22 protein-coding genes and 1 pseudogene are annotated in these 22,207 nt (G+C 65.7%); 17 read left to right on the plus strand and 6 right to left on the minus strand.

Translation table 11 applies throughout. The features are described 5' to 3' along the window. The first annotated feature begins 96 nt into the window (after positions 1–96). On the plus strand, positions 97–1,077 hold the full coding sequence (locus ACAM55_RS29700) for a GlxA family transcriptional regulator (protein WP_369656832.1): 981 nt from the start codon (positions 97–99) through the stop codon (positions 1,075–1,077). A gap of 115 nt (positions 1,078–1,192) precedes the next feature. Here ACAM55_RS29700 and ACAM55_RS29705 read toward each other — a convergent pair whose 3' ends face one another. Both ACAM55_RS29705 and ACAM55_RS29710 read right to left on the minus strand, forming a co-directional pair. After that, positions 1,193–2,092: a ParB/RepB/Spo0J family partition protein gene (locus tag ACAM55_RS29705; RefSeq protein WP_369656833.1), complete on the minus strand. Its 900-nt coding sequence runs from the start codon at positions 2,090–2,092 to the stop codon at positions 1,193–1,195. Further along, positions 2,089–2,877 carry a ParA family protein gene (locus ACAM55_RS29710; RefSeq protein ID WP_369656834.1) on the minus strand — a complete coding sequence of 263 codons (789 nt, stop codon included), beginning with the start codon at positions 2,875–2,877 and terminating at the stop codon, positions 2,089–2,091. The genes ACAM55_RS29705 and ACAM55_RS29710 overlap by 4 nt, the downstream gene beginning before the upstream one ends. Before the next feature lie 243 nt (positions 2,878–3,120). Between ACAM55_RS29710 and ACAM55_RS29715 the strand changes: the two genes are divergently transcribed. From ACAM55_RS29715 to ACAM55_RS29775, 13 genes are all read left to right on the plus strand, one after another. Next, a complete protein-coding gene (locus tag ACAM55_RS29715; RefSeq protein ID WP_369656835.1) occupies positions 3,121–3,669 on the plus strand; it encodes a hypothetical protein in 549 nt (182 codons plus the stop codon). Continuing rightward, positions 3,666–3,998 carry a TrbC/VirB2 family protein gene (locus ACAM55_RS29720; RefSeq protein WP_369656836.1) on the plus strand — a complete coding sequence of 111 codons (333 nt, stop codon included), beginning with the start codon at positions 3,666–3,668 and terminating at the stop codon, positions 3,996–3,998. The genes ACAM55_RS29715 and ACAM55_RS29720 overlap by 4 nt, the downstream gene beginning before the upstream one ends. Positions 3,999–4,010: 12 nt before the next feature. Then, positions 4,011–4,379, plus strand: coding sequence for a type IV secretion system protein VirB3 (locus ACAM55_RS29725; protein WP_369656837.1), 369 nt, complete (start codon positions 4,011–4,013; stop codon positions 4,377–4,379). Positions 4,380–4,393: 14 nt separating this feature from the next. Then, positions 4,394–6,901 (plus strand): VirB4 family type IV secretion/conjugal transfer ATPase, encoded by a 2,508-nt coding sequence (locus tag ACAM55_RS29730; protein WP_369656838.1) that lies wholly within the window; start codon positions 4,394–4,396, stop codon positions 6,899–6,901. Continuing rightward, positions 6,894–7,628, plus strand: a complete 735-nt coding sequence (locus ACAM55_RS29735; RefSeq protein WP_369656839.1) for a type IV secretion system protein — start codon at positions 6,894–6,896, stop codon at positions 7,626–7,628. Before ACAM55_RS29730 ends, ACAM55_RS29735 begins: the two co-directional genes overlap by 8 nt. A gap of 268 nt (positions 7,629–7,896) precedes the next feature. Then, positions 7,897–8,949, plus strand: coding sequence for a type IV secretion system protein (locus ACAM55_RS29740; protein ID WP_369656840.1), 1,053 nt, complete (start codon positions 7,897–7,899; stop codon positions 8,947–8,949). A 154-nt stretch (positions 8,950–9,103) separates the two neighbouring features. After that, on the plus strand, positions 9,104–9,826 hold the full coding sequence (locus tag ACAM55_RS29745) for a virB8 family protein (RefSeq protein WP_369656841.1): 723 nt from the start codon (positions 9,104–9,106) through the stop codon (positions 9,824–9,826). Positions 9,827–9,873: 47 nt separating this feature from the next. Continuing rightward, positions 9,874–10,665, plus strand: a complete 792-nt coding sequence (locus ACAM55_RS29750) for a TrbG/VirB9 family P-type conjugative transfer protein (protein WP_369656842.1) — start codon at positions 9,874–9,876, stop codon at positions 10,663–10,665. Next, a complete protein-coding gene (gene virB10 / locus ACAM55_RS29755; protein WP_369656843.1) occupies positions 10,662–11,993 on the plus strand; it encodes a type IV secretion system protein VirB10 in 1,332 nt (443 codons plus the stop codon). The genes ACAM55_RS29750 and virB10 overlap by 4 nt, the downstream gene beginning before the upstream one ends. Next, the gene (gene virB11 / locus ACAM55_RS29760) at positions 11,962–13,110 is read left to right on the plus strand and encodes a P-type DNA transfer ATPase VirB11 (protein ID WP_369656844.1); all 1,149 of its coding nucleotides are present in this window, start codon (positions 11,962–11,964) and stop codon (positions 13,108–13,110) included. Before virB10 ends, virB11 begins: the two co-directional genes overlap by 32 nt. After that, entirely contained in the window at positions 13,103–15,031 is a 1,929-nt protein-coding gene (locus tag ACAM55_RS29765; protein ID WP_369656845.1) for a type IV secretory system conjugative DNA transfer family protein, read from the plus strand. The genes virB11 and ACAM55_RS29765 overlap by 8 nt, the downstream gene beginning before the upstream one ends. Before the next feature lie 60 nt (positions 15,032–15,091). Beyond that, positions 15,092–16,297: an LPD7 domain-containing protein gene (locus ACAM55_RS29770; RefSeq protein WP_369656846.1), complete on the plus strand. Its 1,206-nt coding sequence runs from the start codon at positions 15,092–15,094 to the stop codon at positions 16,295–16,297. A gap of 466 nt (positions 16,298–16,763) precedes the next feature. Further along, positions 16,764–17,480, plus strand: coding sequence for a TraX family protein (locus ACAM55_RS29775; protein WP_369656847.1), 717 nt, complete (start codon positions 16,764–16,766; stop codon positions 17,478–17,480). Positions 17,481–17,751: 271 nt separating this feature from the next. Here the strand turns inward: ACAM55_RS29775 and ACAM55_RS29780 are convergent, their stop codons facing one another. Together ACAM55_RS29780 and ACAM55_RS29785 are read right to left on the minus strand one after the other, a co-directional pair. Next, a complete protein-coding gene (locus ACAM55_RS29780; RefSeq protein WP_369657501.1) occupies positions 17,752–18,843 on the minus strand; it encodes a relaxase/mobilization nuclease domain-containing protein in 1,092 nt (363 codons plus the stop codon). A gap of 7 nt (positions 18,844–18,850) precedes the next feature. Next, on the minus strand, positions 18,851–19,417 hold the full coding sequence (locus ACAM55_RS29785; RefSeq protein ID WP_369656848.1) for a hypothetical protein: 567 nt from the start codon (positions 19,415–19,417) through the stop codon (positions 18,851–18,853). Positions 19,418–20,006: 589 nt separating this feature from the next. Here ACAM55_RS29785 and ACAM55_RS29790 point away from each other — a divergent pair. After that, positions 20,007–20,197, plus strand: a pseudogene (locus ACAM55_RS29790) (hypothetical protein); the annotation flags it as partial. Positions 20,198–20,235: 38 nt separating this feature from the next. On the opposite strand, the gene ACAM55_RS29795 reads toward ACAM55_RS29790, so the two are convergent. Beyond that, on the minus strand, positions 20,236–20,562 hold the full coding sequence (locus tag ACAM55_RS29795) for an NIPSNAP family protein (protein ID WP_369657502.1): 327 nt from the start codon (positions 20,560–20,562) through the stop codon (positions 20,236–20,238). Between the two features lie 217 nt (positions 20,563–20,779). Here ACAM55_RS29795 and ACAM55_RS29800 point away from each other — a divergent pair, with 217 nt between their 5' ends. Beyond that, entirely contained in the window at positions 20,780–20,905 is a 126-nt protein-coding gene (locus ACAM55_RS29800; RefSeq protein WP_369656849.1) for a YHYH domain-containing protein, read from the plus strand. A gap of 15 nt (positions 20,906–20,920) precedes the next feature. Beyond that, complete coding sequence (locus tag ACAM55_RS29805) at positions 20,921–21,196, plus strand: hypothetical protein (protein ID WP_369656850.1); 276 nt, start codon at positions 20,921–20,923, stop codon at positions 21,194–21,196. Positions 21,197–21,667: 471 nt separating this feature from the next. Here ACAM55_RS29805 and ACAM55_RS29810 read toward each other — a convergent pair whose 3' ends face one another. Continuing rightward, positions 21,668–22,189 carry a helix-turn-helix domain-containing protein gene (locus ACAM55_RS29810; RefSeq protein ID WP_369657503.1) on the minus strand — a complete coding sequence of 174 codons (522 nt, stop codon included), beginning with the start codon at positions 22,187–22,189 and terminating at the stop codon, positions 21,668–21,670. Positions 22,190–22,207 lie beyond the last annotated feature (18 nt).

Raw genomic sequence — 22,207 nt, forward strand, 5'->3', positions numbered from 1 at the left:
TTTCTGCCAATCTCGCGAACCGGCGCTTCGCGCACGGGCGCGGAGCCCAGCTTCGGGAGATGGCGGATTGATCCCCCTCGCTGGCTCCTCACGACGATGCACAAGGTCTGGCTCCTGCTGCTTCCCGGCTTCCTTCTTCTCGACGTCATCCGCATGCTCGCGGTCTTCAAGGCCGCCAATGCCTCCTTGCGCCGCACGCGCAACAAGCTCCCCGGCTACGATGTTCGGTTGGCCTCCGCCGCGGGCGGGCAAACCCTGAGTTCAAGCGGTGTGGCACTGTCGACGAGTGCATTGCCGCGTCGGCTCGCCGGGCGCGCGAGCACGCTCTTCATCAGTGGCGAACCCGATCCTGGCGCGGCCGGAGCGGCGGGCGTGCAGCGCCTTCGCGAATGGCTCTCCGGGAACCGGCGGCGTCTGAGCCGCTGCGCCGCGCTGGGCGCCAAGGCATTGCTGCCGCTTGCGCCGGACGTCCGCGTCGTGCGACAGCAGGGACGCGCTGCGCCGACCGCGCTGCGCCGTCGCGGGCAGGGACCCGACCCGTTCACGGCCTGCACGAAAACGCGGGGCTGGCGCGTCATCGAACCGGGCCAGGGCGCCGATCTGGCGCTGTCGTGGATTGAGGAGGACCGGGGCGCCGCCTTCGTGGAGACGCTTGCCTCGCGCATGCCCGGACCGCGCGGTCGTCGCTGCGGCCTGCCACGCCACCGCCGCAGGCCGGTCGAGCCGCCCGCGCCCGATGCGCGGATCAGCGCGCTGCATCGGTGGATCGCACTACATCTGCAGGAAAAGCTCAGCGTCGCCCGGCTGGCGCAGGAGGTCCACATGTCCACGCGCTCCTTCGCACGGTTCTACGAACGCGCGACGGGCCTCTCTCCGGGGCGTGGCGTGCAGCAGATCCGCCTCGACACCGCCCGTCGCCTGCTCGAGACGAGCACGCGCCCCCTCAAGGCCATCGCCGCGCAGTGCGGCTACGGATCCCAGGAGGTGATGCGAAGAGCCTTCGTTCGCGACCTGCAGATGACGCCGCGCGAATACCGGCGCCGCCACGCGGCGATGAAGGCTGCCGGCGCGGCCTAGCAGGACCAGGTATCCCCGGTGCGACGGCGCCCATCCTTTGCCCGGCTCGGGCCGGGGCGCCCAGGCGCACGCACGCATCCCGGACGCCAGGCCGCGTCGGCCAACGCCGGCATTGCTATTCCTCCGTGGCCCAGCACACCAGCCGCAAGTCCGCCAGCGGCAGCAAGGCGCGCGTGCCGTCGCCGAAGCGAACCTCGCCGACGTTGCCGTCCTTCGCCTTGATGCGCAATGACCCGCGCCGTCCACCATGCTCAACCACCAGCACCGTGCGGCCGCCGCTGTGGGCGCTGGGGGTCCCGCTCCCGGGCGAGGCCGACGCCGGGGCGCCGAGCCGCCCGGGCGATGGCGGGTGGCCCTTGATCTGGACACGTCCGATCGGGCCGCCCCGCGCGAGCAGTTCCTGGAGTTCCTGCGGGCGATCTCGCGCGACGGCCACCAACTGGTAGAGCACCCGCACATCCGCGCCGAGGCGCCCTTCCTCCACCGCTTGCCGCAACTGCGACGGTGCGTCGCTGAGCCGCGCGGCCTCGGTGATGAAGGAACGCGGCTTGCCCAACCGGCGCGCGATCTCGGCGCGCGAATGGCCTTCCCCTTCCCGCTCGGCGATGAAGGCGGCCAGATCGAACGGCGACATGTCCTCGCGGTGCAGGTTCTCCGCGGCCTGGGCGAATGGGTCGACCCGCGGGTCCACGAACGCCGGTACGCATGACAGGCCGGCCCGGCGCGCCGCGCGCACCCTGCGTTCGCCGCGGTTGACGATGTACCGGTCCGCGTGCTCGGGATGGCAGCGCAGGGACACCGGCTCCAGCACGCCATGCTCGCGGATCGATTCGGCGAGTTCCTCGATCCGTTCGCCCCGTATGCGGCGGCGCGGCTGGCCGGGGTCGAAGTCGATGCGTTCGAGCGCCACCTGCGTCGGTGCGCCTGGGCCCGCAGGGCCGGTTTCGCCCGTGAGCAGATCGGCCGCCCTGAACTGCGACAGCGCACTCAGGTCCAGGCCGTCGGGCGCCTTCATGCCTGCGTGTCCGCTGGCACCGACGCGTTCGAGGCGTCGATGCGTTGCTGCAGCAACTCGAACACCCGCATCACCTCGAGGCTGGCCTCGCGTGCCGCGCTCTTGGGCAGCCGCCAGACGGGCACCCCAGCGGCCAGCGCCTCTGGAATGGCCGAGCGGGTCGAGATCCGCGCCGGTATCACGAACTCCCGGAAGTTCAAGGCCAGATCCTGCATCGCGGCCTTCTGCCGCAGCGAATGCGGATTGAACCGGTTCAGCACGAGGGCTGCCAGCCGCAGTTGCGGGTTGTAGCGCCGCCTGACCCCGAGGACGGTCCGGAGCATGTCGGCGACGCCGTCGATGCTGTACTCCTCCAGCTCGATCGGACAGGCCACGGCATGGCCGGCAATCAGCGCTGCGCTCATGCGCAAGCCCAGCGCCGGGGGCGTGTCGATCACGACCGAATCGAAATCCTGCGCCAGGCGCCTCACGTTCCTGCGGAACAAAGGAATCACGAGGTCCGCCCTCGCGAGTTCGACGTCGGCCAGCTTTCTGCTGCCCGCCGCCAGCGCAATGGTCCGCTCGCGCGGCGGGGCGATCGGGCCCGGGTCCTGACCGAACAGGTCCACGGACTCGGCGATCGCCGAGGAGCGGCTCAGCGATTTCGAACTGTTCGCCTGCGCGTCCAGATCGATCACGCACACCGACTGGCGCTGCACATCCGCCAGCCAGCATGCGTACAGCACCGCGAGCGTGGACTTGCCGACGCCGCCTTTCTGGTTGCCGAAGATGACCACATTGCCCATGACTTGCTCCTCAGGCCGCGGCGCGGGACGCGGTCCGTCACACCCAAGGGCGTGCATCGCCGGCTGCCGCTGAAACATGATGCAGGGGCTGTCCCCCACACACCGGCGCACCTGCCTCGCCGCCCGCGATCGGACCGCCCTACCGCGTTGTCCCTCACGAAATATCGCCGCCCCGCTCTTTGCGACGCCACTATCAAAAAACATAGTCGACACACGCATGGGCAGAGGCGGACATTGCGCCCCATGCAAGCAATCGATGTTCAGCGCAGGCAGGCGACCGGTGAAGGTCGACGTTTGGCCTGGCTTTCCATGCTTGTCTTCACCGGCCTGATGGTGCACGTGGAGCCCGGCGCATCGCAGAGCGTCGGTCCGCACCAGCAGGCGGCCCGCGACCACGACCGCATCGAGATCCTTCGCGAAGAGCTCAGAAAGTCGGAAGCGCAATTGGAAGGTCTCGCGCGCCGCAAGGCCGAGCGCCTCGCCGCGTCCGACCTGAAGGCGGCGACCGAGGCCGAGGAACAGCACGCCCGCACGCTCGGCGACATCGCGGCCATCCAGCGGGAGATCGCTTCGGCGTCCCAAGCCGCCACCCGGACGACGGCGGCCAAGCCCATCGCCGTTCAGCCCGCGAGTGGCCCTTCGGCCGCCGGCGGGCGCACGTCGCCAGCGCCGTGGTGGGACGTCTACGGCGGCAGTCGGCGAATTGAGCCGCCTGCTTCGCTTTCTTTTGCGCCCCCGCCTGGGCAAATGCCCGCGGGATCTTCCCCTCGGCCCACCGGAGCAACGCCATGACCGCATGCCCAATGCACATGCAGCACATACCTGAAGCCCGCATCCGCGCCAAATGGACCGGATGGCTGCTCATCGGCTGGCTCATCGCCGCCGCACCTGTCGAGGTCGCCTGGGCGGGGAGCCCGTTTGCGACCGGCGCAAACGCGACCCAGCAGCAACTCGTCGCCATCCTGACCCCGCTGGCGGCGGTCGCCGTGATGGTCTCCGGCGCCATGGCTTGGTTCGGACGCCTGAGCTGGTGGTGGATGGTCGCGGTCGTGATCGGCACCGTGCTGGTCTTCGGCGGCCCCCAGATCGTGTCCTGGATCCGGGGCCTGTTCGGCGTCTGAAGGGAGCAGTCCATGAGTCGCAACCAGGGCATCGCCGCGGATCCTCTGTTCGTCGGCATGACACGGCCTTCGATGGTCTGGGGCGTCACCTACTCGGCCATGATGTTCAACATCGTCGTCACGACCGAGGCGTTCATCGTGACCAAGAGCCTCGCGTGGCTGCTGGCCTTCGTGCCGATCCACGGGGTGCTCTACCTGGTCTGCCTGTACGAGCCCCGCTTCTTCGACCTGCTGCAGCTCTGGGGCCGCACGCGCCTGCCGGCCATGCTCGGCGGCAACCTGCGGTTCTGGCGTGCGAACTCGTACAGCCCCCTCGCGGTGGACGTGCCTGATTGCCGGGGGCATCGCCGCATGCGGATGCCACCCGTGACCGTGGCCTGACGCCATATCGCGCCATGAAGCTGCTGTCACGCTCCGAGCACACGCTGCGTCGCGAAGCCGACGCCGCGTCCATGATCCCGCTCTCGGCGCATGTGGACGAGCATGTGGCCCTGACACGTGCGGGTGACTATGTGCAAACACTGCGCCTTGCCGGCACGAGCTTCGAAAGCGCGGACGACGAGGACATCAACAGCTGGCACGCGCGCCTCAATGTCCTGCTGCGCAACATCGCCTCGCCCAACCTGGCCCTCTGGGCCCACGTGATCCGCCGTCGCGAGACGGGCTATCCGGACGGACGGACGATGCCCGGCTTCGCCGACGAGATCGAGCAGCGCTATCGCCGCAAGATGGCTGGCGAGCGCCTGATGGTCAATGAACTGTACCTGTCAGCCGTGTTCCGGCCGCAGCCGACCCGTGTCGGCAACGCCGCATGGCGGCTGTTCAAGCGCGCGGACCCGGAGGGGGCGCAGGCGGAACTGCACGATGCCCTGGACACCTGCACGAAGCTGCGCCAGGAACTGCTCGCGGCGCTCGAGCGCTACGACCCCGAAGCACTGGGCATCTATCGGCTGCACGGACAGAACACGCTGTTCTCATCCCTCGTGGAATTCCACGGCTTGTTGGTCAACGGGGAATGGCAACGTATGCCGCTGCCGCGCGCGCCGCTCAACGAGGTTCTGGCCACCACCCGGCCCTTCTTCGGCAACGAGGCGATGGAATACCGCACGGGCACTCAGACCCGCATCGGGGCCTTCCTCGGCATCAAGGAATACCCCACGCCGACCGCGCCGGGCATGTTCAGCGCCCTGCTGACCGCGCCCTTCCCCTTCGTCCTCACGCAAAGCTTCACTTTCCTGGCCAAGGGCACGGCCACCGACATGATGAGCCGCCAGCATCACCGGATGGCCGCTGCCGGCGACTTGGCGGTCTCGCAGGCCGAGGAGCTCAAGGACGCGCTGGACGACCTGATGAGCAATCGCTTCGTGGTGGGCGACCACCACTTCAGCCTGCATGTGCTGGACGACCCCTGCGACGGCGTCGGCGAGGCCGAGGGCCGGCCCCGCCTGAAGCGGCTCAATGACAACGTCGCCCGCGCCCGCTACCTGCTGGGCGACGCGGGAATGGTGGTCGCGCGCGAGGACCTCGCGCTGGAGGCGGCCTTCTGGGCGCAGCTGCCGGGAAACTTCGGCTATCGCAGCCGCAAGGCGCCCGTCACCAGCCGCAACTTCGCCGCCATGTCGCCCTTCCACAATTTCCCGACCGGCCGGGCCACGGGCAACTACTGGGGCGACGCGCTGACCATGTTCACGACCCGCGCCGGTTCGCCCTACTACTTCTCGCTGCATGCGAGCGATCCGCGCAGCCCGGACGGCGGCAGTCGCCGCGACGTCGGACACCTCACGGGCGTGGGGCCGGTCGGTACCGGCAAGACCACGCTGCTGGGTTTCTGCATGGTGGCGATCCGCAATCGCCTCGATGCCACCCAGGTCATCTTCGACAAGGATGAAGGGCTGCACATCCTGGTGCGGGCCCTGGGCGGCCAGTACCTCCCGCTCAAGAGCGGGACACCGACCGGCTGCAATCCGCTGCAGCTCGACGATGCGATCGCGGACAACGTCGAGTTCATGCGGCACTGGCTCCGGCGCCTCGTGATGCGCACACCGAGCGACACCCTGACCGTCCGCCAGGAAGACGACCTCGACCAGGCGCTGCGCGGCACCCTGAAGCTCGATCCCTCTTTCCGGCGCCTGTCCCGGCTCGCCGCCTTCCTCGACATCACGGATCCGGAGGGGATGCACGCGCGCCTTCGGAGATGGTGTGCCTCGGAGCACGGGGACTATGCCTGGGTCTTCGACAACGATCGCGACGACGTGGCTCCGCTGCTTGCCCGGCACGCCCTGGTGGGATTCGATGTGACCGATTTCCTGGACAACGAGATCGTCCGTGCGCCGCTGACCCTGTACCTCTTTCATCTCGTCAACCGCATGGTCGACGGTCGCCCGCTGGTGTGCTGGATGGACGAATTCGCCAAGCTGCTGAGCGACCCGGCCTTCGCGAAGTTCGCCAAGAACGGCCTGGAGACCTGGCGCAAGAAGAACGCGAACATCGTCACCTTCACCCAGAGCACCAGCCATGTGCTCGATTCCGGCATCGCCCGCGCGATCGTCGAGCAGACGCCAACGAAGATCCTGTTCCCCAATCCGGACGCGGACTACGACGAGTACACCCGGGGTTTCAACCTGACGGACCGGGAGTTCGCGCTCATCAAGGAGGAACTCGAGCCCGGCTCTCGACAGTTCCTCATCAAGCAGAACCATGTCAGCGTCGTCGCGCAGCTCGACCTTCATGGCTTCGACGACGCCTTGCACATCATCTCCGGGCGCACCGGCAACGTCCGCCTCATGCGCGAGTCCATCGCGACCTTCGGACCGGATCCCGGCCAATGGTTGCCGCCTTTCCGCAGGGCGCTTGCCGCTCGCGCCTCCCGTTCATCTTCACCCCAGGAGATCTCCCATGCATAGGTACCTTGCTGCCTTCATCCTCGCGGCCGCGGCGTCGCTCGCACCGCTGCATGCGAAAGCCGGAATCCCGGTGATCGACGTCGCCGCCGTCGCCAACCTGATACAGCAGGTCATGTACTGGCAGCAGCAAATCTCCGGGATGCAGAAGCAGTACGACCAGCTGAAGGCGTCAAAGGACCAGCTGGCCCAGACTCACAACGCCATGACGGGAAGCCGAGGCATGGAGCAGTTGCTGCCGACCTCGGACCTCACGCGCAACTACCTGCCCCCCAGCTATGGCGAACTGATGCACACGCTCAACGGCTCGTCGGCCAGCTATGCCGGGTTGGCCAGCCAGGTGCAGTCGATCATGAAAGCCAACAGCATCCTCTCGGGAACCCAGATGGAAGGCCTCAGTCCCGAGTTGCGTCAGATCGTCGAGCAAGGGCGGCAGTCGGCAGCGCTGCTTAACGGGATGACGCAGAACGCATATCAGAGCACCAGCCAGCGTTTCTCGACCCTGCAGGTGCTCATCGATCGCATCGCTTCCGCACAGGACCCCAAGGCGATCCAGGACCTGCAGGCAAGGATCCAGGCCGAGCAGAACATGCTCACCAACGAGCAGACCAAGCTGCAGAGCCTCTATCAAGTCGCTCATTCTGAGGAGCTCATGCGCAAACAGCGCGCCCGAGAACAAGCCGCTTCGGGCATCGGTTCTATGAGATCGCTCCCCACTGTTGACTACTAGCCGAAACTCAAATGAACAAGAGCACTTGGATACTTCCTGCAAGCATCGTTGTCGTCGCGGCGGCAGCGGGCGGACCATACTTATTCATGCAGCTTGGGGCCTTAGAACAGGTACCCTCCGAGGTGCGGCATGCCCCCATTCCCCAGACTTCAGCGTCAGAAGAAATTGATGGCGCGCTGACTCAGAGAAAGCTTGACGGCATCGGAAACACGCGAGACCTGAAACCGATTCCTATCCCGCAGGGCGCCGCCCGGTAGCAGGTTCCGTCATGGGATTCTTTGCGCAATTCTTTTCTTGGCTCGATAGCCGGCTTGCTGACTACATCGGCACGCACTCAGCACGAGTTGCATCGGCAATTGAACCAGCCGCCGTGACACTCGCAACCGTCTACGTAATGATCTGGGGTTACCTCAGCCTTTCCGGACGAATTCAAGAGCCGATTTGGGAAGGAGTCAAGCGAATCTTCACCGTCGCAATCGTTCTTGGTCTAGGACTTCGGCTGTGGACCTACAACCAAGTCATTGCGGATAGCTTCTATCGAGCTCCAGAGCAATTGGCGGCGTCAGTCGTTGGTGCGTCCACAGTCGTAAGCGTGATCGATCAGGTCTGGCTTGATGGAACGACGATCGCTGAACAATTGCTCAAGAAGGGAAGTGTGCTTGACAGTGACTTTGCGTTCTATGTCGCGGGGTTTCTGGTCTACCTGCTAGTCGGCCTAACTGTTGTCGTAACCGCTTTCTTGCTTGGACTATCAAAGGTCGCCATTGCAATCTTGCTAGCCCTCGGTCCGATCTTCATCGTCTTGCTCTTTTTTGAAGCAACGAAGCGATTTTTTGAATCCTGGATCGCACAGCTAGCTAACTACGCACTCGTCGCGGTCCTCACTCTGTTCGCTGCGTCGCTACTGCTCAATGTGGTCAAGGCTTATGCCGCCGGCGCCGCAGCGTCAGGCGCAGGGATAACAATCGCGGCGAGTGTGCGGGTGTGCGTTGCCTCAGCCCTCGTTTTCCTAGTGATGCGCCAGGTTGCGCCAATCGCTGCGGGACTTGCGAGCGGTGTTGCGCTGAGCACTTATGGCGTCGTCAGCGGAATGCTCCGTTGGGGACTTGGAGGCGCCAAGCGCACCAGCTACGAGTTCGGACGCGGCGTGCTGGACGGACTGCGGCGGGAGCCAGGCAGTCGCTGGGACTCGTTCCGCCGTCTGGCGGGCAATCGCATCGGCGCCGGGGCCGCCGCGATCGCCAGTGTTGGCGCTGCGCGCCGCGGCGGCACGGTGCTTTCCAGAGAGCAGGTCATGCCGAGTGACTCGCGCAATCGCTAGCACTCGGGTGTGCAGATGAAGCCGTCCATCATCCTTTCTCTCATTGCCCTTCTGCTTGTTGCGTGCGGCACTCGCCCGCCCATGCCGCCGGATTGCAAAGGGCCCCTCACACCAATCACCATCTCGAACGGTGTTTCGGCATCAGGAGCGGTCGATGCGCCGGAACGCCGCCCCTGACAACTACCTGCTCGAGGCCCGAAACTGGGAACTCGACCGCGCACGTCGGGCAGAGCGATCCACCAGGATCGCCTGGACCGTGGCCGCGGCCGCGACGCTAATCGCGGTGCTTGCCGTCGCTGCCGTCAGCGGGCTCACGCCACTGAAGCAGCCGGTTCCCGTTCTCATCCGGGTCGACAGCAGCAGCGGGATCGTCGACATCGTTCCCACCTACGAAGGCACGACCGACATCGAGCAGGTCGTGACACGCAACCTACTGCAGAACTACGTAATCGCGCGCGAGCGCTACTTCTACGGCACCGCGGAAGCGGACTACGAACTGGTCGCCTCTCAGAATTCGCCTCGTCTCAACCAGGAGTGGGCGGCCCTGTGGGCCGCCGACAACCCGGCCTCGCCTCTGAACGTCTACAAGGACGGCACTTCCATCCGTGCGCAGGTGCGATCGGTCACCTTCCTCAAGCTGGGGAGCGGGAAGGACAAGCTGGCACAGGTCCGCTTCACCCGCTCGACGCGTGCAGGCGGCACCGGGGAGGAGCAGACCAGCCACTGGGTTTCCACGATCGAGTTCGCCTATGTTCCGCCATCGGCGGACAACAAGACGCGTTCGCTCAACCCGCTGGGCTTTCGCGTTGTCGAATACCGCCGCGAGCCCGAGGTCGCTCCGGCTGGCGTTGCACCCGGCAGGCAGGATGCGCGATGACGTCCCAGCGCGTGCACTGCAGATTTCCGTTGGCAATCGGATTGGCGGTGAGTCTCGCGTTCGCCGCACCGCACGGCCAGACCGCGACCGTGCCGCCGGCCGGCAAGGTCGATGCCCGGGTACGGGAGGTCGCCTACAACCCGGAGGACGTCGTCAGCTTGCAGGGATACGTGGGCTACCAGATCCATCTTCAGTTTGCCGAAGGCGAGGAGTTCGTGAATCTCGGCTCCGGCGACAACGGCGCCTTTGACATCGGCGCCGAGCGCAACCACTTTTTCATCAAGCCCAAGGAAGCGCGCGCCACGACCAACTTCACCGTCCTCACGAACAGGCGGACCTATCATTTCGACTACACCGTCGCCTCCACCGCGCCCGCAGGCGCCGCCGCGAGGCGCATGGTGTATTCGATACGTTTCACCTATCCGGAGGACGAGGCCCGGGCGGCAGCCGCGGATCGGGAACGGCGCCGGGCCGAGGCGCGCATGAGCGAAGGAGCGACCGATCGGCCACGCAACTCCGACTACTGGTATTGCGGAAGCGATTCGCTCAAGCCCGTGAGCGCCCACGACGACGGGGTGCAAACGCGTCTGCGTTTTCATGCGCGCTCCGACTTCCCGGCCATGTTCGTCCAGAACGAAGACGGTTCCGAGTCGCTGTTGAACTTCAACGTCGAAGCGGACGAGGTGGTGATCCACCGCGTGGCGCACCGCTTCGTGCTGCGGCGCGGCGGGCTGGTCGGCTGCGTGGTCAACCGGTCCTTCGTCGGCGGCGGCAAGCGCACCTCCACCAACACCAGCGCTACAGGTGTGCGGCGCATCACTGCAGGAGACGGTCCATGACCTGGATGAGCGAGACCCACCGCGCATCGCGGACCGGGCCCCCGGGGAGTGGCGACGCGCCCGAGATCGACCCGGGCACCGGAGAGATCCTGTCTGCGCAGCGAGCAGGATCCCCGGGAGGCGCGGCGCCCCGAGCAGCCGAAGAGCGCCCGACGATCGAAGGCGAGCGTGCCATCCCCTCGGTCAACCGCGAGCGCTCCATCCAGTCGCGCATCAGCGGGTTCCTGGCGCTGGCCACGATCATCCTGCTGGGCGCCGGATTCCTGTTCTGGTACTACAACACCCAGTATGCCAAGACCCGGGAGGCCGAAGAGGCCGCGAGAAAGGCGGCCGCTGCACGCGCCGGCGGCGAGATGAAGGTTCCGCCGCTTGGGCGCATCGATCCGCCTGGAGCAGCGGCGCCGGCAGCGAGCGCAGCCCCTCCCTCCCCCCCGCCCCCATCGGCGAACGGCGCCAACGGGGGCCCGCCACAGAAGACACCCGAGCAGATCGCGCTGGAACGACAGCTGGGCGCCCCGGTGCTTCGGCTCGCCCAAGCCACCCAGCCCCGCGGCGCCACCACGCCCCACGCGTTCGCGGATCCTGCAATACAGGGCACCGGGGGCGTGCCAGGCATGGCCCAGCTGATCAGCGCGCTGCAGCCTTATCCCAGTTCGGCGGCACTCGGCGGCAGTCCGCTCACCGCCAGCCTTCGGCCCACACTGACTCCGGCGGTCGCCGCCCAGACCCTGCCGACACTGCGCATGCTTTTGCCCAAGGGCGCGTTCATCGACTGCACGCTGGAAACCGCCATCGATTCCACCTATGAAGGCATGACCACCTGCATCGGTGCAAGCGACATCTATGGGGCGGACGGCAAGGTCGTGCTGCTGGAGCGCGGCACCAAGTACGTCGGCGAGCAGCGTGGAACGCCGCGACAGGGGCAGGGCCGTGTCTTCATCGTCTGGAACGAAGCGCGCACGCCCACCGGTGTCGTGGTCCAGTTGGCCTCCCCGGGCACCGACGAACTGGGGCGCAACGGCCTCCCCGGCTTCGTCGACACCCATTTCTGGGATCGCTTCGGTGCCGCGGTCCTGATCTCGGTGATAGACGGCGCCGTGCAGACGATCGCCTCCCATCAGCAAAGCGGCACCTCCGTCGGCAGCGGCGGTGGCGTGGTGCTCGGCCCGCAGGGCAGCCGCGACGTCATGACGGAGGTCCTGCGCAGCACCGTGTCGATCCCGCCGACCGTCATCAAGAACCAGGGCGAGCGGATCCAGATCCTGGTCGCCCGCGATGTGGATTTCAGGAGCGTCTATGCGCTTCGAAACGAACCGTCCATCCCTTGATTGCGAGCCCGGCACCGCCAAGGGCAGCCGGCAGTTGGCGCGGGCGCACGCGCCTGATTCGACCCCCGCCGAGCCGCCGTCGTCGCTTGCTCTCTTTCTCGGCCCGCTCGGCCGCCTATTGAACGATCCCGCAGTGACCGAAATCTGCATCAACGAGCCCGGTGCAGCCTTCGTGGAACGGCAGTCCGGCTGGACGCGAGAGGAACTGCCGTTCGCGAGCTTCGACTGGTGCATGTCCATCGCCAAGCTCGTGGCCAATTTCACGCGACAGCGCATCTCGGCCAACGAGCCGCTCCTGTCAGCCACCCTCCCGGGCGGCGAAAGAATCCAGATCGTGCTGCCGCCCGCGACGCTGGACCGGACCGTCTCGATCACGATCCGGCGTCCCTCGAACACGCTCTGGACTCTCGAAGAGCTGGAGAATCTGCACATCTTCGAGACCACGCACAGTGCTCCTGCGGCTCAGTCGCGGCAAGGTGAACCGGCAACCGCGTCGCCCGAAGACCGGGAACTCACGGACCTCCTCGCGCACCGACAGTTCGTGTCCTTCCTGCGGCGCGCCGTCCAGCTTCGCAAGAACATCCTTCTGTCCGGCGCCACCGGCTCCGGCAAGACCACGGTGGGCAAGGCGCTGATCCTCGAGGTGCCAACCGAGGACCGTTTGATCACCATCGAGGACGTGAAGGAGCTGTCGCTGCGCAACCAGCCCAACCACGTGAGGCTCTTCTATTCGCACGGCGCCCAGGGGCAGGCCCAGGTCACGCCCGGCCAGCTGCTCGCCAGTGCCAAGCGCCAGCGCCCCGACCGGGTGTTCGTGTCCGAGCTTCGCACCGGGGAAGAGGTCTACGACTATCTGGTGTCCGTGAACACCGGCCACCCCGGCTCGATCACCAGCGTGCACGCGGACAGCGCGGAGATGGCCTTCGTGGCCCTGGCGCAGTTGATGAAGCGCAGTCAGGCGGGCCGCGGCATGACTACGCGCGACGGCGTGGAACTGGCGCAGATGAGCGTAGACATCGTCGTGCAGTGCGCGCGCGAGCGCAGGGACGGCCTGCTGCGGCGCATCGTGCGGGAGATCTGGTATGACCCTGGCACCAAGATCCGACGGCTTGCCTAGCCCCTTCAGAATCGCGGTCGCGCTGCTGGTGGCGGCGCTGGTCGGCGTGTACGTGGCCGGCCAAGCGTTCCTGATCGCGATGAATCTGCCGCCCCAGCGCGCCACGCTGTTGACTCTCCACGAGTACTGGCAGGCCTACGGTGGACGCCCGGACGTTCGCCGTGTCCTCATTGCTTCGCTCGCCGGCTCCCAGGGGCTGATGCTGGGCTTGGTCGGTATCGCCATGCTGCCCCGACGCCGGCCGCTGCATGGCGATGCCCGATTCGCAAGTCGTCGCGAGATCGCGCGATCGGGTCTGCTGAACGAACACGGCATCATCCTCGGGCGTCTCGGCAACCGCTACCTGGTTCTTCCCGGTCAGCAGGGCGTCGCACTCGAGGCGCCGCCGCGCAGCGGCAAGGGCGTCGGCGTGGTCATCCCCAATCTACTGAACTGGCCCGGCTCGGCCATCGTCAGCGACATCAAGGGCGAGAACTTCACGCGCACCGCCGGCTTCCGCGCCGCCCATGGGCAGGAGGTGCACCTGTTCGATCCGCTGTCAGAACGCGAACGGTCGGCGCGCTGGAATCCGCTCGGCTATGTCTCCGAGACGACCTACCGCTGCATCGACGATCTCCAGCGCATCGGCACGATGCTCTTTCCCGACCCGCAGGCCGGCGACCCCTTCTGGACCTCCTCGGCCCGATCTCTGTTCCTGGGCATCGCCCTCTATCTCTTCGAGACCAAGGGTGCCGCGCGCACCTTGGGCGAGGTCCTGCGCCAGGGCATGGCCAGCGACGCCGAGGGCTTTCAGAAGCACTGGAAGCGCGTGATCGACGCCTGCGAGCGCGCGGGGTACCCCTTGTCGCAGGAAGCGGTGCAGAGCCTCTACGACGTGATCGACCTGGCGCCGACCACGGCCTCCAGCATCCGCAAGACCTTCACCAGCCGCCTGGACCTGTGGCTCAACCCGATGATCGATGCGGCCACCTCGGCCAACGACTTCGACCTGAGAGAACTGCGCAAGCGCCCGATCTCGATCTATGTACAGATCAACCCCGACAACATCGCTCGGCTGCAGCCGCTCCTGAACCTGTTCTTCCAGCAGGCGATCGGCCTGCAAACGCGGGAACTTCCCGAGAACAATCCGCAGCTTCGCCATCAGGTGCTCCTGATGCTCGACGAGTTTCCGGCGCTCGGGCGCATTCCCGTCATCGCCGACTCCACCGCCTTCCTGCCTGGCTACAACGTGCGCACCGTGGTCATCGTTCAGTCCAATTCGCAGCTGATCGAGAAGTACGGCGTCGAGGGCGCCAAGTCGATCCGCAAGATGTTGGCCGCGCGCATCGTCTTCCCGCCCAAGGAGTACGAGGACGCCGAGGCCATCTCGCGCGAGCTGGGGACCTGCACCGTCCGGCAGAAGAACGTCAGCCGCCCGATGTGGGGCGGCGCGGGCAAGGAACCGACCGTGAGCATCAGCGAGCAGCCGCGCCGTCTGCTGCTGCCCCAGGAGGTCAAGGAACTGGGACCGGACCGGATGATCCTGTTCTACGAAGGCCTGCGGCCGGTGCTGGCGTACCGCATCCTCTACTTTCGCGACAGGTTTTTCGCGCCGCGCGAGCGACCGCCGCCGCCAGTCCCGAAGCTCGACCTGAACAAGTCCGGCGGCGTCGTCGCCACCGCTCCGGCGGCCACACCCGATGACAGGAAAGACGCAGCCGACACGGAACCCGGATCCATCGCGAACGCCTCGCCACAGGACGGTGGCGCCGCGCCCATGACCAAGCGGGCCGGCACATTGGCCACCGATGTACTGAACGACGAGTTGAAGCTGGAAGACTTCTCGTTCGACTTCGACGACGTGGAGATTCCCGCCGAGAAGCTCGGCGATGAGGACATGAAACGCCACGTCGACGAGTTCATGGCGCGAATCCTGGACTGAAGCCAAGCCAAGCCAAGCCAAGCCGAGCGCATCGGACAGTCCACGTGAAAGGAACCACAAATGTCCACAGACCATTCGCCCGAAAACCACCCTCCGAGCGGCACTGGGAGCACCGCATCTTGGAACGGCGCTGGCGCCGTCCAGGGAGATGCGCCTGCTGCGGGCCGCGGCCATGCACGGGTACCCGATGCCATCGAGCGCCGCTACTTGCGCATCGACAATCGCTACTTCTTCCCGGACCGCACCCTCGCCTTCATCGACGACGGCGGCCGCCTCCGAGTGAAGACCGAAAACCGCGAGGTGCTGCACAGCGCCGTGGCGATCGCCGAAGCGCGCGAATGGCGGGTCATCGAACTCAAAGGCACTGAGTCCTTTCGCCAGGGCATGTGGCGCGAAGCCGCGCTGCGGGGCATCAAGGTCCGAGGCTACGAGCCGACCGCGGCTGAACTCCTCCAGGTGCAGCGTGCGTTGGAGAAAAGAGGGCCGCCCTTACACGAGACCGGACGGGATCCGATACCGAGGTCGCTGGACCGTGAACCAGCGACCGTGCACGAAGGCGCCGTTCCCGCCGCAGCCGGTCGCAACGCCAGTCTTCATCCGCACGAAGAAGAACCGCAAGACCGCCGATTCGAGCGCGGAGGGAGACCGCCTGTCACGGGGATGCTTCTGGCGGCCGCCGCGGCACCATATCGATTTGATCCGGCGCAGCGCATGTCCTTCTACGTGACGCTCCGCGCCGAGACCGGAGAGCGCACCGTCTGGGGTACGGACCTCGAGCGGGCCTTCGCAGAGTCTGCTTCGCAACCGCGCATCGGCGACCAGGTGGTGCTCACGCGGCTCGGCACCCGTCCGGTCCACGTGCGCATGGCGGCGCGCAACGCGGAAGGCGAACTGGTCGGCGAAAAGAAAATTGTCGCGCAGCGTGCGCGGTGGAGCATCGAGACATCCGATCACCTTCGCGCGATGGAGCACCACGCCATGCGCATTCGCACCGGGGAATCGCTATCCGATGCGGCCCAGGGTCAGCACCCCGAACTGGCCACAGCGGCGGCGGACCTCAAGCTGGCCGAGCAGTACGCACAGCGCGTGACCAGCGATCGGTCGTCCCAGCTGCGCCTCGTACAGCTGATTCGCGAGCGGATGGCCGAGGCGGTGGCGCAAGGCCGCTCCATCCACCTTCCGGATCGACTCCCGAGGCCCGCACGCATCCCTGCGCGCCAACGCGCGGCCCGAGACCGCGAGGAGTTGAACCATGAGCGCTTCTAGACATCGTCGGAAACCGAGGTTGAAGCTAGAACTATGCGTCCAGCCTTGCGTGCGCGCTGTGCGCGCCTCTCTCCGGTCCTGCTCTGCCGCGGGACGTCGTCCGAGGCGCCGCGCCGGACACCCCGAGACGCAGGGCGCTGTTCTTTCGGCACCCAGGCAAAGGCCGCCGCGCGGCGAGGCGGTTCGGTCCTACTCCACCGCCCGCTTCCTGGTCAATCAATGGGTGCCGGTCCGCACGAACGCGCTGCAGCACATCAAGTCGGTGGCGGCGAGCGCAATGGACCTCCAGGCCGGTCGTTTAGCCGCACGTCCTCGGCCGCACAGCGCAACGCCGGAATGTGCCGCTTGTACCCAGCGCAGCGCGCTCACCGCATCGCATGGCGCGGCGTGGCGCCAGCGGTGGATTGAATGCTTCGAACTTCCTCCAGCGTGCTGATGCATGAGGGTTCAACCCAGCCTCACCACCATGTCCCGAAGGCTCCAGATACGCGATCGAGCGAAACCTCAGACACCTGTGGGCGCATGGTCGATCTCGAACGGTTCGCTCGAAGCGCTCAAATGGGTCGGTCTGTTGCTCATGACGGGAGACCACGTCAACAAGTACCTGCTGCACGATTCAAGCCCGGCTCTCTACGCATTGGGGCGCATGGTGATGCCGCTCTTCGCCTTCGTGCTCATGTTCAACCTCACGCGCCCCGGCGCCCACGAGAGCGGCATTCACGTGCGCGTGATGAAGCGGCTGGCAGTCTTTGCGCCGCTGGCGACGCCGGCTTTCGTTCATCTGGTCGGCTGGTGGCCCTTGAACATCCTGGCCACGCTCTTGTTGGCAACGCTGATCGTCTGGCTGCTCGAGCGGGACAGCAGGTCCGCGCGCTGCACGGCCTGGATTGCCTTCCTTGTGGGTGGCGCCGTGGTGGAATTCTGGTGGCCGGCGCTGCTCTGCTGCCTAAGCTCCTGGGCGTTCCTTCGCAGGCCCAGCGGTCTGCGGATGCTGTTGTGGGCCTCGGCGACGGCGTCGCTCGCCGCCATCAACGGCAACTTCGCCGCGATGGCCACCCTGCTCTTGATCTGGGGCGCGCGGCAGGTCGTGATACCACTGCCGCGCAGTCGGTGGGTCTTTTACGCCTTCTATCCAATCCATCTCTCTCTGATTGCCCTGGTGTTGATTGCCGGTGAAAACTGACCCGGTGGGGATGCGGACAAAACTGCAAAGCACAGAAGGATCGGCCCACACCTCAGGTCGTATCTCGAGGTGTTCTCAAGCGATCCGACCGATCGTCCGCCGGCGAGCTACGGGAAACGCTGTTGATCGTTGCCGAACGACTCTGGCCTCAGAGTTCTCGGCATCACCGGCTTCAACGCCGACCGCTCGGCCCTTGGGTCGCTCTCATGGTAGACATCCAAGGGCTCGATGCTTCTGCATTGGACCTGCCCATGTTCAATGCGTGTCGCGTTCACCGGTCGCGCGTTCCCGGCGACTGAGCATCCTCGCGGTCCGGAGGTCTGCGTGTGGTCTGCTCTCTCCAGCGTTCCGCCAGTCGCTGTGCTTCGCTCAGCACATCCGGCATTCGTGCGACGAAATGATCGACCCGAGCGGCAAGATCTGCTTCGCCCTGGCTTCGAAGTGCTTCCGCTGTTGCGTGCCAATCTGTGACCACCTCCGCCCGAGTATTGCGCATCTTCTCTTTGCCGTCATCCACGGCGCCTCGCCCCGACCTCAGAGCCTGGAGCAGGCTCTCCAGCTTGGCGCGCATGAAGGTCGAGGTCTTCGGCGGTCGATGCCCGGTCCGGTCGCTCGGGGGCAGTTGGCCGAATGCCCGAAGCGCACGGAGCCGGTGATGGATCGCATCCCTGTAGGGCTTGCGGGTCTGCCCTCGCACCTGCCGCGGTGTGGCATTGGCCGCCACACCCTGCTCGCGCATCAGGGCGGCGAACTGCTCGCGCCACTGGCGCAGCGTGTCCTTGCGGATGTAGAGGCGCTGGCCCGGCTCGAACTCGTGCTCGCACTTGACCACCAGATGCACATGCGGGTGCGGTTGATCGGTGTGCAGCACCATGGCATAGCGATATTGCAGCGCGAAATTCTCGCGCGCAAAGACGCGGGCGGCAGCCAGTACCCTTTCCGGTGGCGTGCCGGCAGGCATGGACAGGACGATGTTGTGCACCAGCTTCGCACGCGTGTCCTTTTGCTCCAGAACAGGCTTCGGCTTGTACTGGCTTCTACAAAGCTCCAGCTGCCAGTCGGCCGTGATCTCCTTGGCTGCACCCCGGCCCTGCGGCGCCAGTCCCTCGTCGGTTTCGATCGGCAGCTTGCCGCGCCGGCCGATGTAGCGCAGATGGGCCTCGACGCCGCCGACGTCCCGCCCGCCCCCGGAGACTTTCACCATCACCTCGGGCGTGCGTCCCACCGTGCGCTGGATCTGCGCGATCTGGTCGGCGCCGAGGCGCAGCGTGCCACCTGGCCCTCGCCGACCGTAGCTCACGATGTCCAGGGTCATGTCGCGCGACGCATCGGCCGCGCCGCGGCCGCTTCGGCCCGCGCGCACCCTCTGTTCAGGCACGGGCACTCCCGCCGTCGGTTTCCCAGCTGATGAGGTTGCGCCGCACGACGGCGGCGGTGGCTTCGCGTGCCGCCTCGACTTCCCGCCGGACCAGCGCGATCGCTTCGCTGAGGTCCGGCGCCAACGGCTCGAGTTGAGTGTTCGGCACGCCGAACCTCCGAAGCTGACGTCCCAACGCGGCCAGCTGGGCGCCGGTCACCTTGATCTGATCCAGGTCGTTCGGCGGCAGCACGGCCGCGTCACGCACATGGTTGTGGATCAGCAGGGCCAGGTAGCTGGCTGTCTTCATTCCACGGACGCGGGCTCGTCCGGCCGCGAGCGCTCTATCGCCTTTGCGAAGTCGCAACGTGATGCGATCCGCCACGCCAATGCCCCCTTCCGGTTCGCGTGGGAAGCCCAGCGAGATGTCGCCGTTGGTCTTGAGGACCTCGTCGACCATCTTCGCGAGCAGAGTCGACGCACTGAGATGATGCCGCGCCGCCAGCGCGGCGAAGTGCGCCTTCCTATCGGACGGCACCCGGGTAGCTATCACGCAGCTCGATCGAGAGGTCTTGGTCATTGCAACGCCGTGGCAGTAAACAATGTCTGACGTCAGTCTATCCTGCCCTCATAGCCGCACAAGGACTCTGCCCTCGGAATTCCAGCGTCGAGCTCACCTCACCGTTTCGCCGCTCCAGGAGCGTTGCCGTCGATCGAAGTTCGGAGCCCTCCATCAGTGTTCGGCGTGCCGAACGTTGATGGAGGTAGGCAGAACGATCCCTCGGAGCGAGTTCGCGCGCGATCAAACCAGGCCAACTCGGACTTGCACAAGCACGGTGATATGGATCTCCACGAATTTCCTTTCACGTCGCCATGCGATCTATAGCGTCATAGTGCCTGGTATGGGCATTTGAGCTTCGTTACCGGCTGCTCTTCGTGCACGCGAGGATCGATGCCGACTTGGCCGAACAGCTGCTGGCGCAGGTGGGCGCGATCTTGTTCGATCCCAGAAGGCTACCGGGCGGTAGGTCAGTTCAAGGAACAGAGACGGCTAAGGACCTCGCTCCAGCGCCGAGCAAGCCCCCGGGGCAACGTGTTGCGTCGTCTTGTTTTCGCCCGGCCTGGCGCAGCCGCATCTAAGGGCGCAAGGCACTATATTTGTCGAATGCATGCCTGCGCGCTCCTCCCGTTCGAAGTCTCCTGCTTCATCGAGGAACCGCGAAGACCTGGAGCACATCATTCGGGCAGCCGGCGAGGTCACTGCGAGTACGAGTTCATCATCGTTGGCAGCCAGGCGATCCTCGGGCCCATTCCCTACCCTCCGGATGTGTTCAAGTTTTCAGCGGAAGCGGATATCTACCGCGTCCCAGCCAACTGCGTCGTCCGCCGCGGAAGAGACTATTTCGCAGGCGAGAAAGAGGTTGGCGCCAGGAACGAGTTGTCCATCTTCGCAACAATCGGTCCGGCCGCCTCGCTCGCCTTCCTGACCTCGACCCATTCGGGATCGACGACAAACTTGCCCCACTTGACCTCACGATCGGCCAGGTTCTCCCAGACGAGCATGTAGGTAAGCGCGTTGCTGTCAGGTCCGACTGCAGTCGTCCAATATCCGAGTTGACGAATTCCCAGTCGGTTCCAGATGCCCACCGTGTGATCGCGAAATCTGGCAAGAACGTCGGGTAGCCGGCCAGGCATTGCGGTATAGACGCGTAGTTCGTAGATCATCGACATCAGTGCTGAAAAGATTGTTGCGAGTTGACGGGGTGGCGGCCGTGACCGCCAGGCTCACATTGTGCCGCCAGCGGTCCATCCGCCGTCAGAGAAGATGATCTGCCCATCCGAAGCCCTGGCTCCCATGATCATGTGAGAGGGCTCGCAAACCCTTGTATTACAAATTGTGTACGGCATCAGACTTCGGCCTCCATCACAAGAATGAGAAGCTATGAAGAAGATTGCGGTATTGCTCGCGGCACTCTGCATGAGTTGCGGTGCACTCGCGCACTCGGGAGGCACCGACCAAAACGGCTGCCATCAGGATCACAAAACCGGCAGCCGTCATTGCCACTGATCGAGGGCACAAAAAATGAGATCGATCATCGTCCTCGCAGCCGTCCTTGCTGTCAGCTCAACCGCTTTCGCGCGGGGCGGCGGCGGCCACAGTTCCAGCGGCCACAGCTCATATTCGTCAAGCTACGGATCCAGTGGCAGCCATTCGACCAGCGGCTACACAAAGAGCAACGGAACGTATGTGGCACCAAGCCACGCCACAAACCCGAACGGAACGAAGACGGACAACTGGTCCACCAGAGGCAACGTCAACCCCTACACGGGCAAGCCCGGCACGAAGCCTCAAGACTGACGGACCCGGCGCACGCCCTCCTGCCGCGTCGTTGGCCGCAGAACGGGCTGTCTGGGGCCAGCGGCCTTTCGCGCCGCTGCCAAGAGCCCGCCCACAACATCGACCGGATCTAGACCGCCGCCACGTCATGCTCGACCCCGCCAGCATGGACATTGGGTTTGGTTGACGCGCGTCGTCACGTTCATCGTCTGATCTATCCCCCTCTCTCACCGACGGGAGCTCAGCCTCAGTGTCGATCAGGCAGACGCGGTGCGCCCGCCCCACGTTTTGGAGGGCAGCATCTCGTGCCTTTTTCAAGTCTCGTTCCGATTCGCGGCCGGACGGGCGCCGATCAGAAGTTCGGCATGCCGAACTTTGACGAACCGAAACGACGCATCCCCACTCCTCGCCGGACCGTAAGGTTTCCTGAAGGCGGGCACCACTGGCTCAGCAACCAGACCAGACTCCACCGAGCGGGCCGGGTGTGCAACCTCACTCACGCAGTGTGAACACCACCGACAGGTACGACACCGGCCCGCTCTGAATCGTCTCGATGCCATGCAGCGCGGTCGCCTCGAACAGAAGCGAATCCCCTGCCCCGACCGCCACAGTCTTGCCGCCGTAGCGGTACATGACCTCCCCGGACAGGAAGTACAGGAACTTGAGGCCCGGATGCTGGAAGGTCACGTAGGGATCGGCTCCGGGCAGCAGCGTGACCAGGTAGGGCTCGACGAACAGGTTGCCCGACAGCAAATGGCCCAGCAGCTCGTAGCGGTAGTCGGAAACCGCACCGACGCGATCGACAACAACGCCCTGCCCCGCACGCACATGGCAGAAATCCGTGCGCCGTGCCTGATCACTGAAGAACCGCGATGTCGGAACGTGAAGCCCCTGCGCGAGGCGCTCCAGCGTCTCCACCGACGGCGACACCAAACCGCGCTCGATGCGCGAGAGCATCGAGGCCGAAATCCCCGAGATCTTGGCCAGCGCGCCCCCAGACACCTCAGCCGCCATCCGCAGCGCCCTCACCTG

The organism is Variovorax sp. V213 (assembly GCF_041154455.1).
Taxonomy (GTDB): Bacteria; Pseudomonadota; Gammaproteobacteria; order Burkholderiales; family Burkholderiaceae_C; genus Variovorax.

Excerpts from the sequence above, each read along its gene's own strand:
- ACAM55_RS29725 (WP_369656837.1), top strand. The coding sequence starts at position 4,011 with ATGAGTCGCAACCAGGGCATCGCCGCGGATCCTCTGTTCGTCGGCATG.
- ACAM55_RS29710 (WP_369656834.1), bottom strand. The coding sequence starts at position 2,877 with ATGGGCAATGTGGTCATCTTCGGCAACCAGAAAGGCGGCGTCGGCAAG.
- ACAM55_RS29730 (WP_369656838.1), top strand. The coding sequence starts at position 4,394 with ATGAAGCTGCTGTCACGCTCCGAGCACACGCTGCGTCGCGAAGCCGAC.
- ACAM55_RS29700 (WP_369656832.1), top strand. The coding sequence starts at position 97 with ATGCACAAGGTCTGGCTCCTGCTGCTTCCCGGCTTCCTTCTTCTCGAC.
- ACAM55_RS29705 (WP_369656833.1), bottom strand. The coding sequence starts at position 2,092 with ATGAAGGCGCCCGACGGCCTGGACCTGAGTGCGCTGTCGCAGTTCAGG.
- ACAM55_RS29785 (WP_369656848.1), bottom strand. The coding sequence starts at position 19,417 with ATGACCAAGACCTCTCGATCGAGCTGCGTGATAGCTACCCGGGTGCCG.
- ACAM55_RS29720 (WP_369656836.1), top strand. The coding sequence starts at position 3,666 with ATGACCGCATGCCCAATGCACATGCAGCACATACCTGAAGCCCGCATC.
- ACAM55_RS29735 (WP_369656839.1), top strand. The coding sequence starts at position 6,894 with ATGCATAGGTACCTTGCTGCCTTCATCCTCGCGGCCGCGGCGTCGCTC.
- virB10 (WP_369656843.1), top strand. The coding sequence starts at position 10,662 with ATGACCTGGATGAGCGAGACCCACCGCGCATCGCGGACCGGGCCCCCG.
- virB11 (WP_369656844.1), top strand. The coding sequence starts at position 11,962 with ATGCGCTTCGAAACGAACCGTCCATCCCTTGATTGCGAGCCCGGCACC.
- ACAM55_RS29810 (WP_369657503.1), bottom strand. The coding sequence starts at position 22,189 with ATGGCGGCTGAGGTGTCTGGGGGCGCGCTGGCCAAGATCTCGGGGATT.
- ACAM55_RS29805 (WP_369656850.1), top strand. The coding sequence starts at position 20,921 with ATGAGATCGATCATCGTCCTCGCAGCCGTCCTTGCTGTCAGCTCAACC.
- ACAM55_RS29800 (WP_369656849.1), top strand. The coding sequence starts at position 20,780 with ATGAAGAAGATTGCGGTATTGCTCGCGGCACTCTGCATGAGTTGCGGT.
- ACAM55_RS29795 (WP_369657502.1), bottom strand. The coding sequence starts at position 20,562 with ATGATCTACGAACTACGCGTCTATACCGCAATGCCTGGCCGGCTACCC.
- ACAM55_RS29770 (WP_369656846.1), top strand. The coding sequence starts at position 15,092 with ATGTCCACAGACCATTCGCCCGAAAACCACCCTCCGAGCGGCACTGGG.
- ACAM55_RS29740 (WP_369656840.1), top strand. The coding sequence starts at position 7,897 with ATGGGATTCTTTGCGCAATTCTTTTCTTGGCTCGATAGCCGGCTTGCT.
- ACAM55_RS29775 (WP_369656847.1), top strand. The coding sequence starts at position 16,764 with ATGTCCCGAAGGCTCCAGATACGCGATCGAGCGAAACCTCAGACACCT.
- ACAM55_RS29745 (WP_369656841.1), top strand. The coding sequence starts at position 9,104 with ATGCGCCGGAACGCCGCCCCTGACAACTACCTGCTCGAGGCCCGAAAC.
- ACAM55_RS29715 (WP_369656835.1), top strand. The coding sequence starts at position 3,121 with ATGCAAGCAATCGATGTTCAGCGCAGGCAGGCGACCGGTGAAGGTCGA.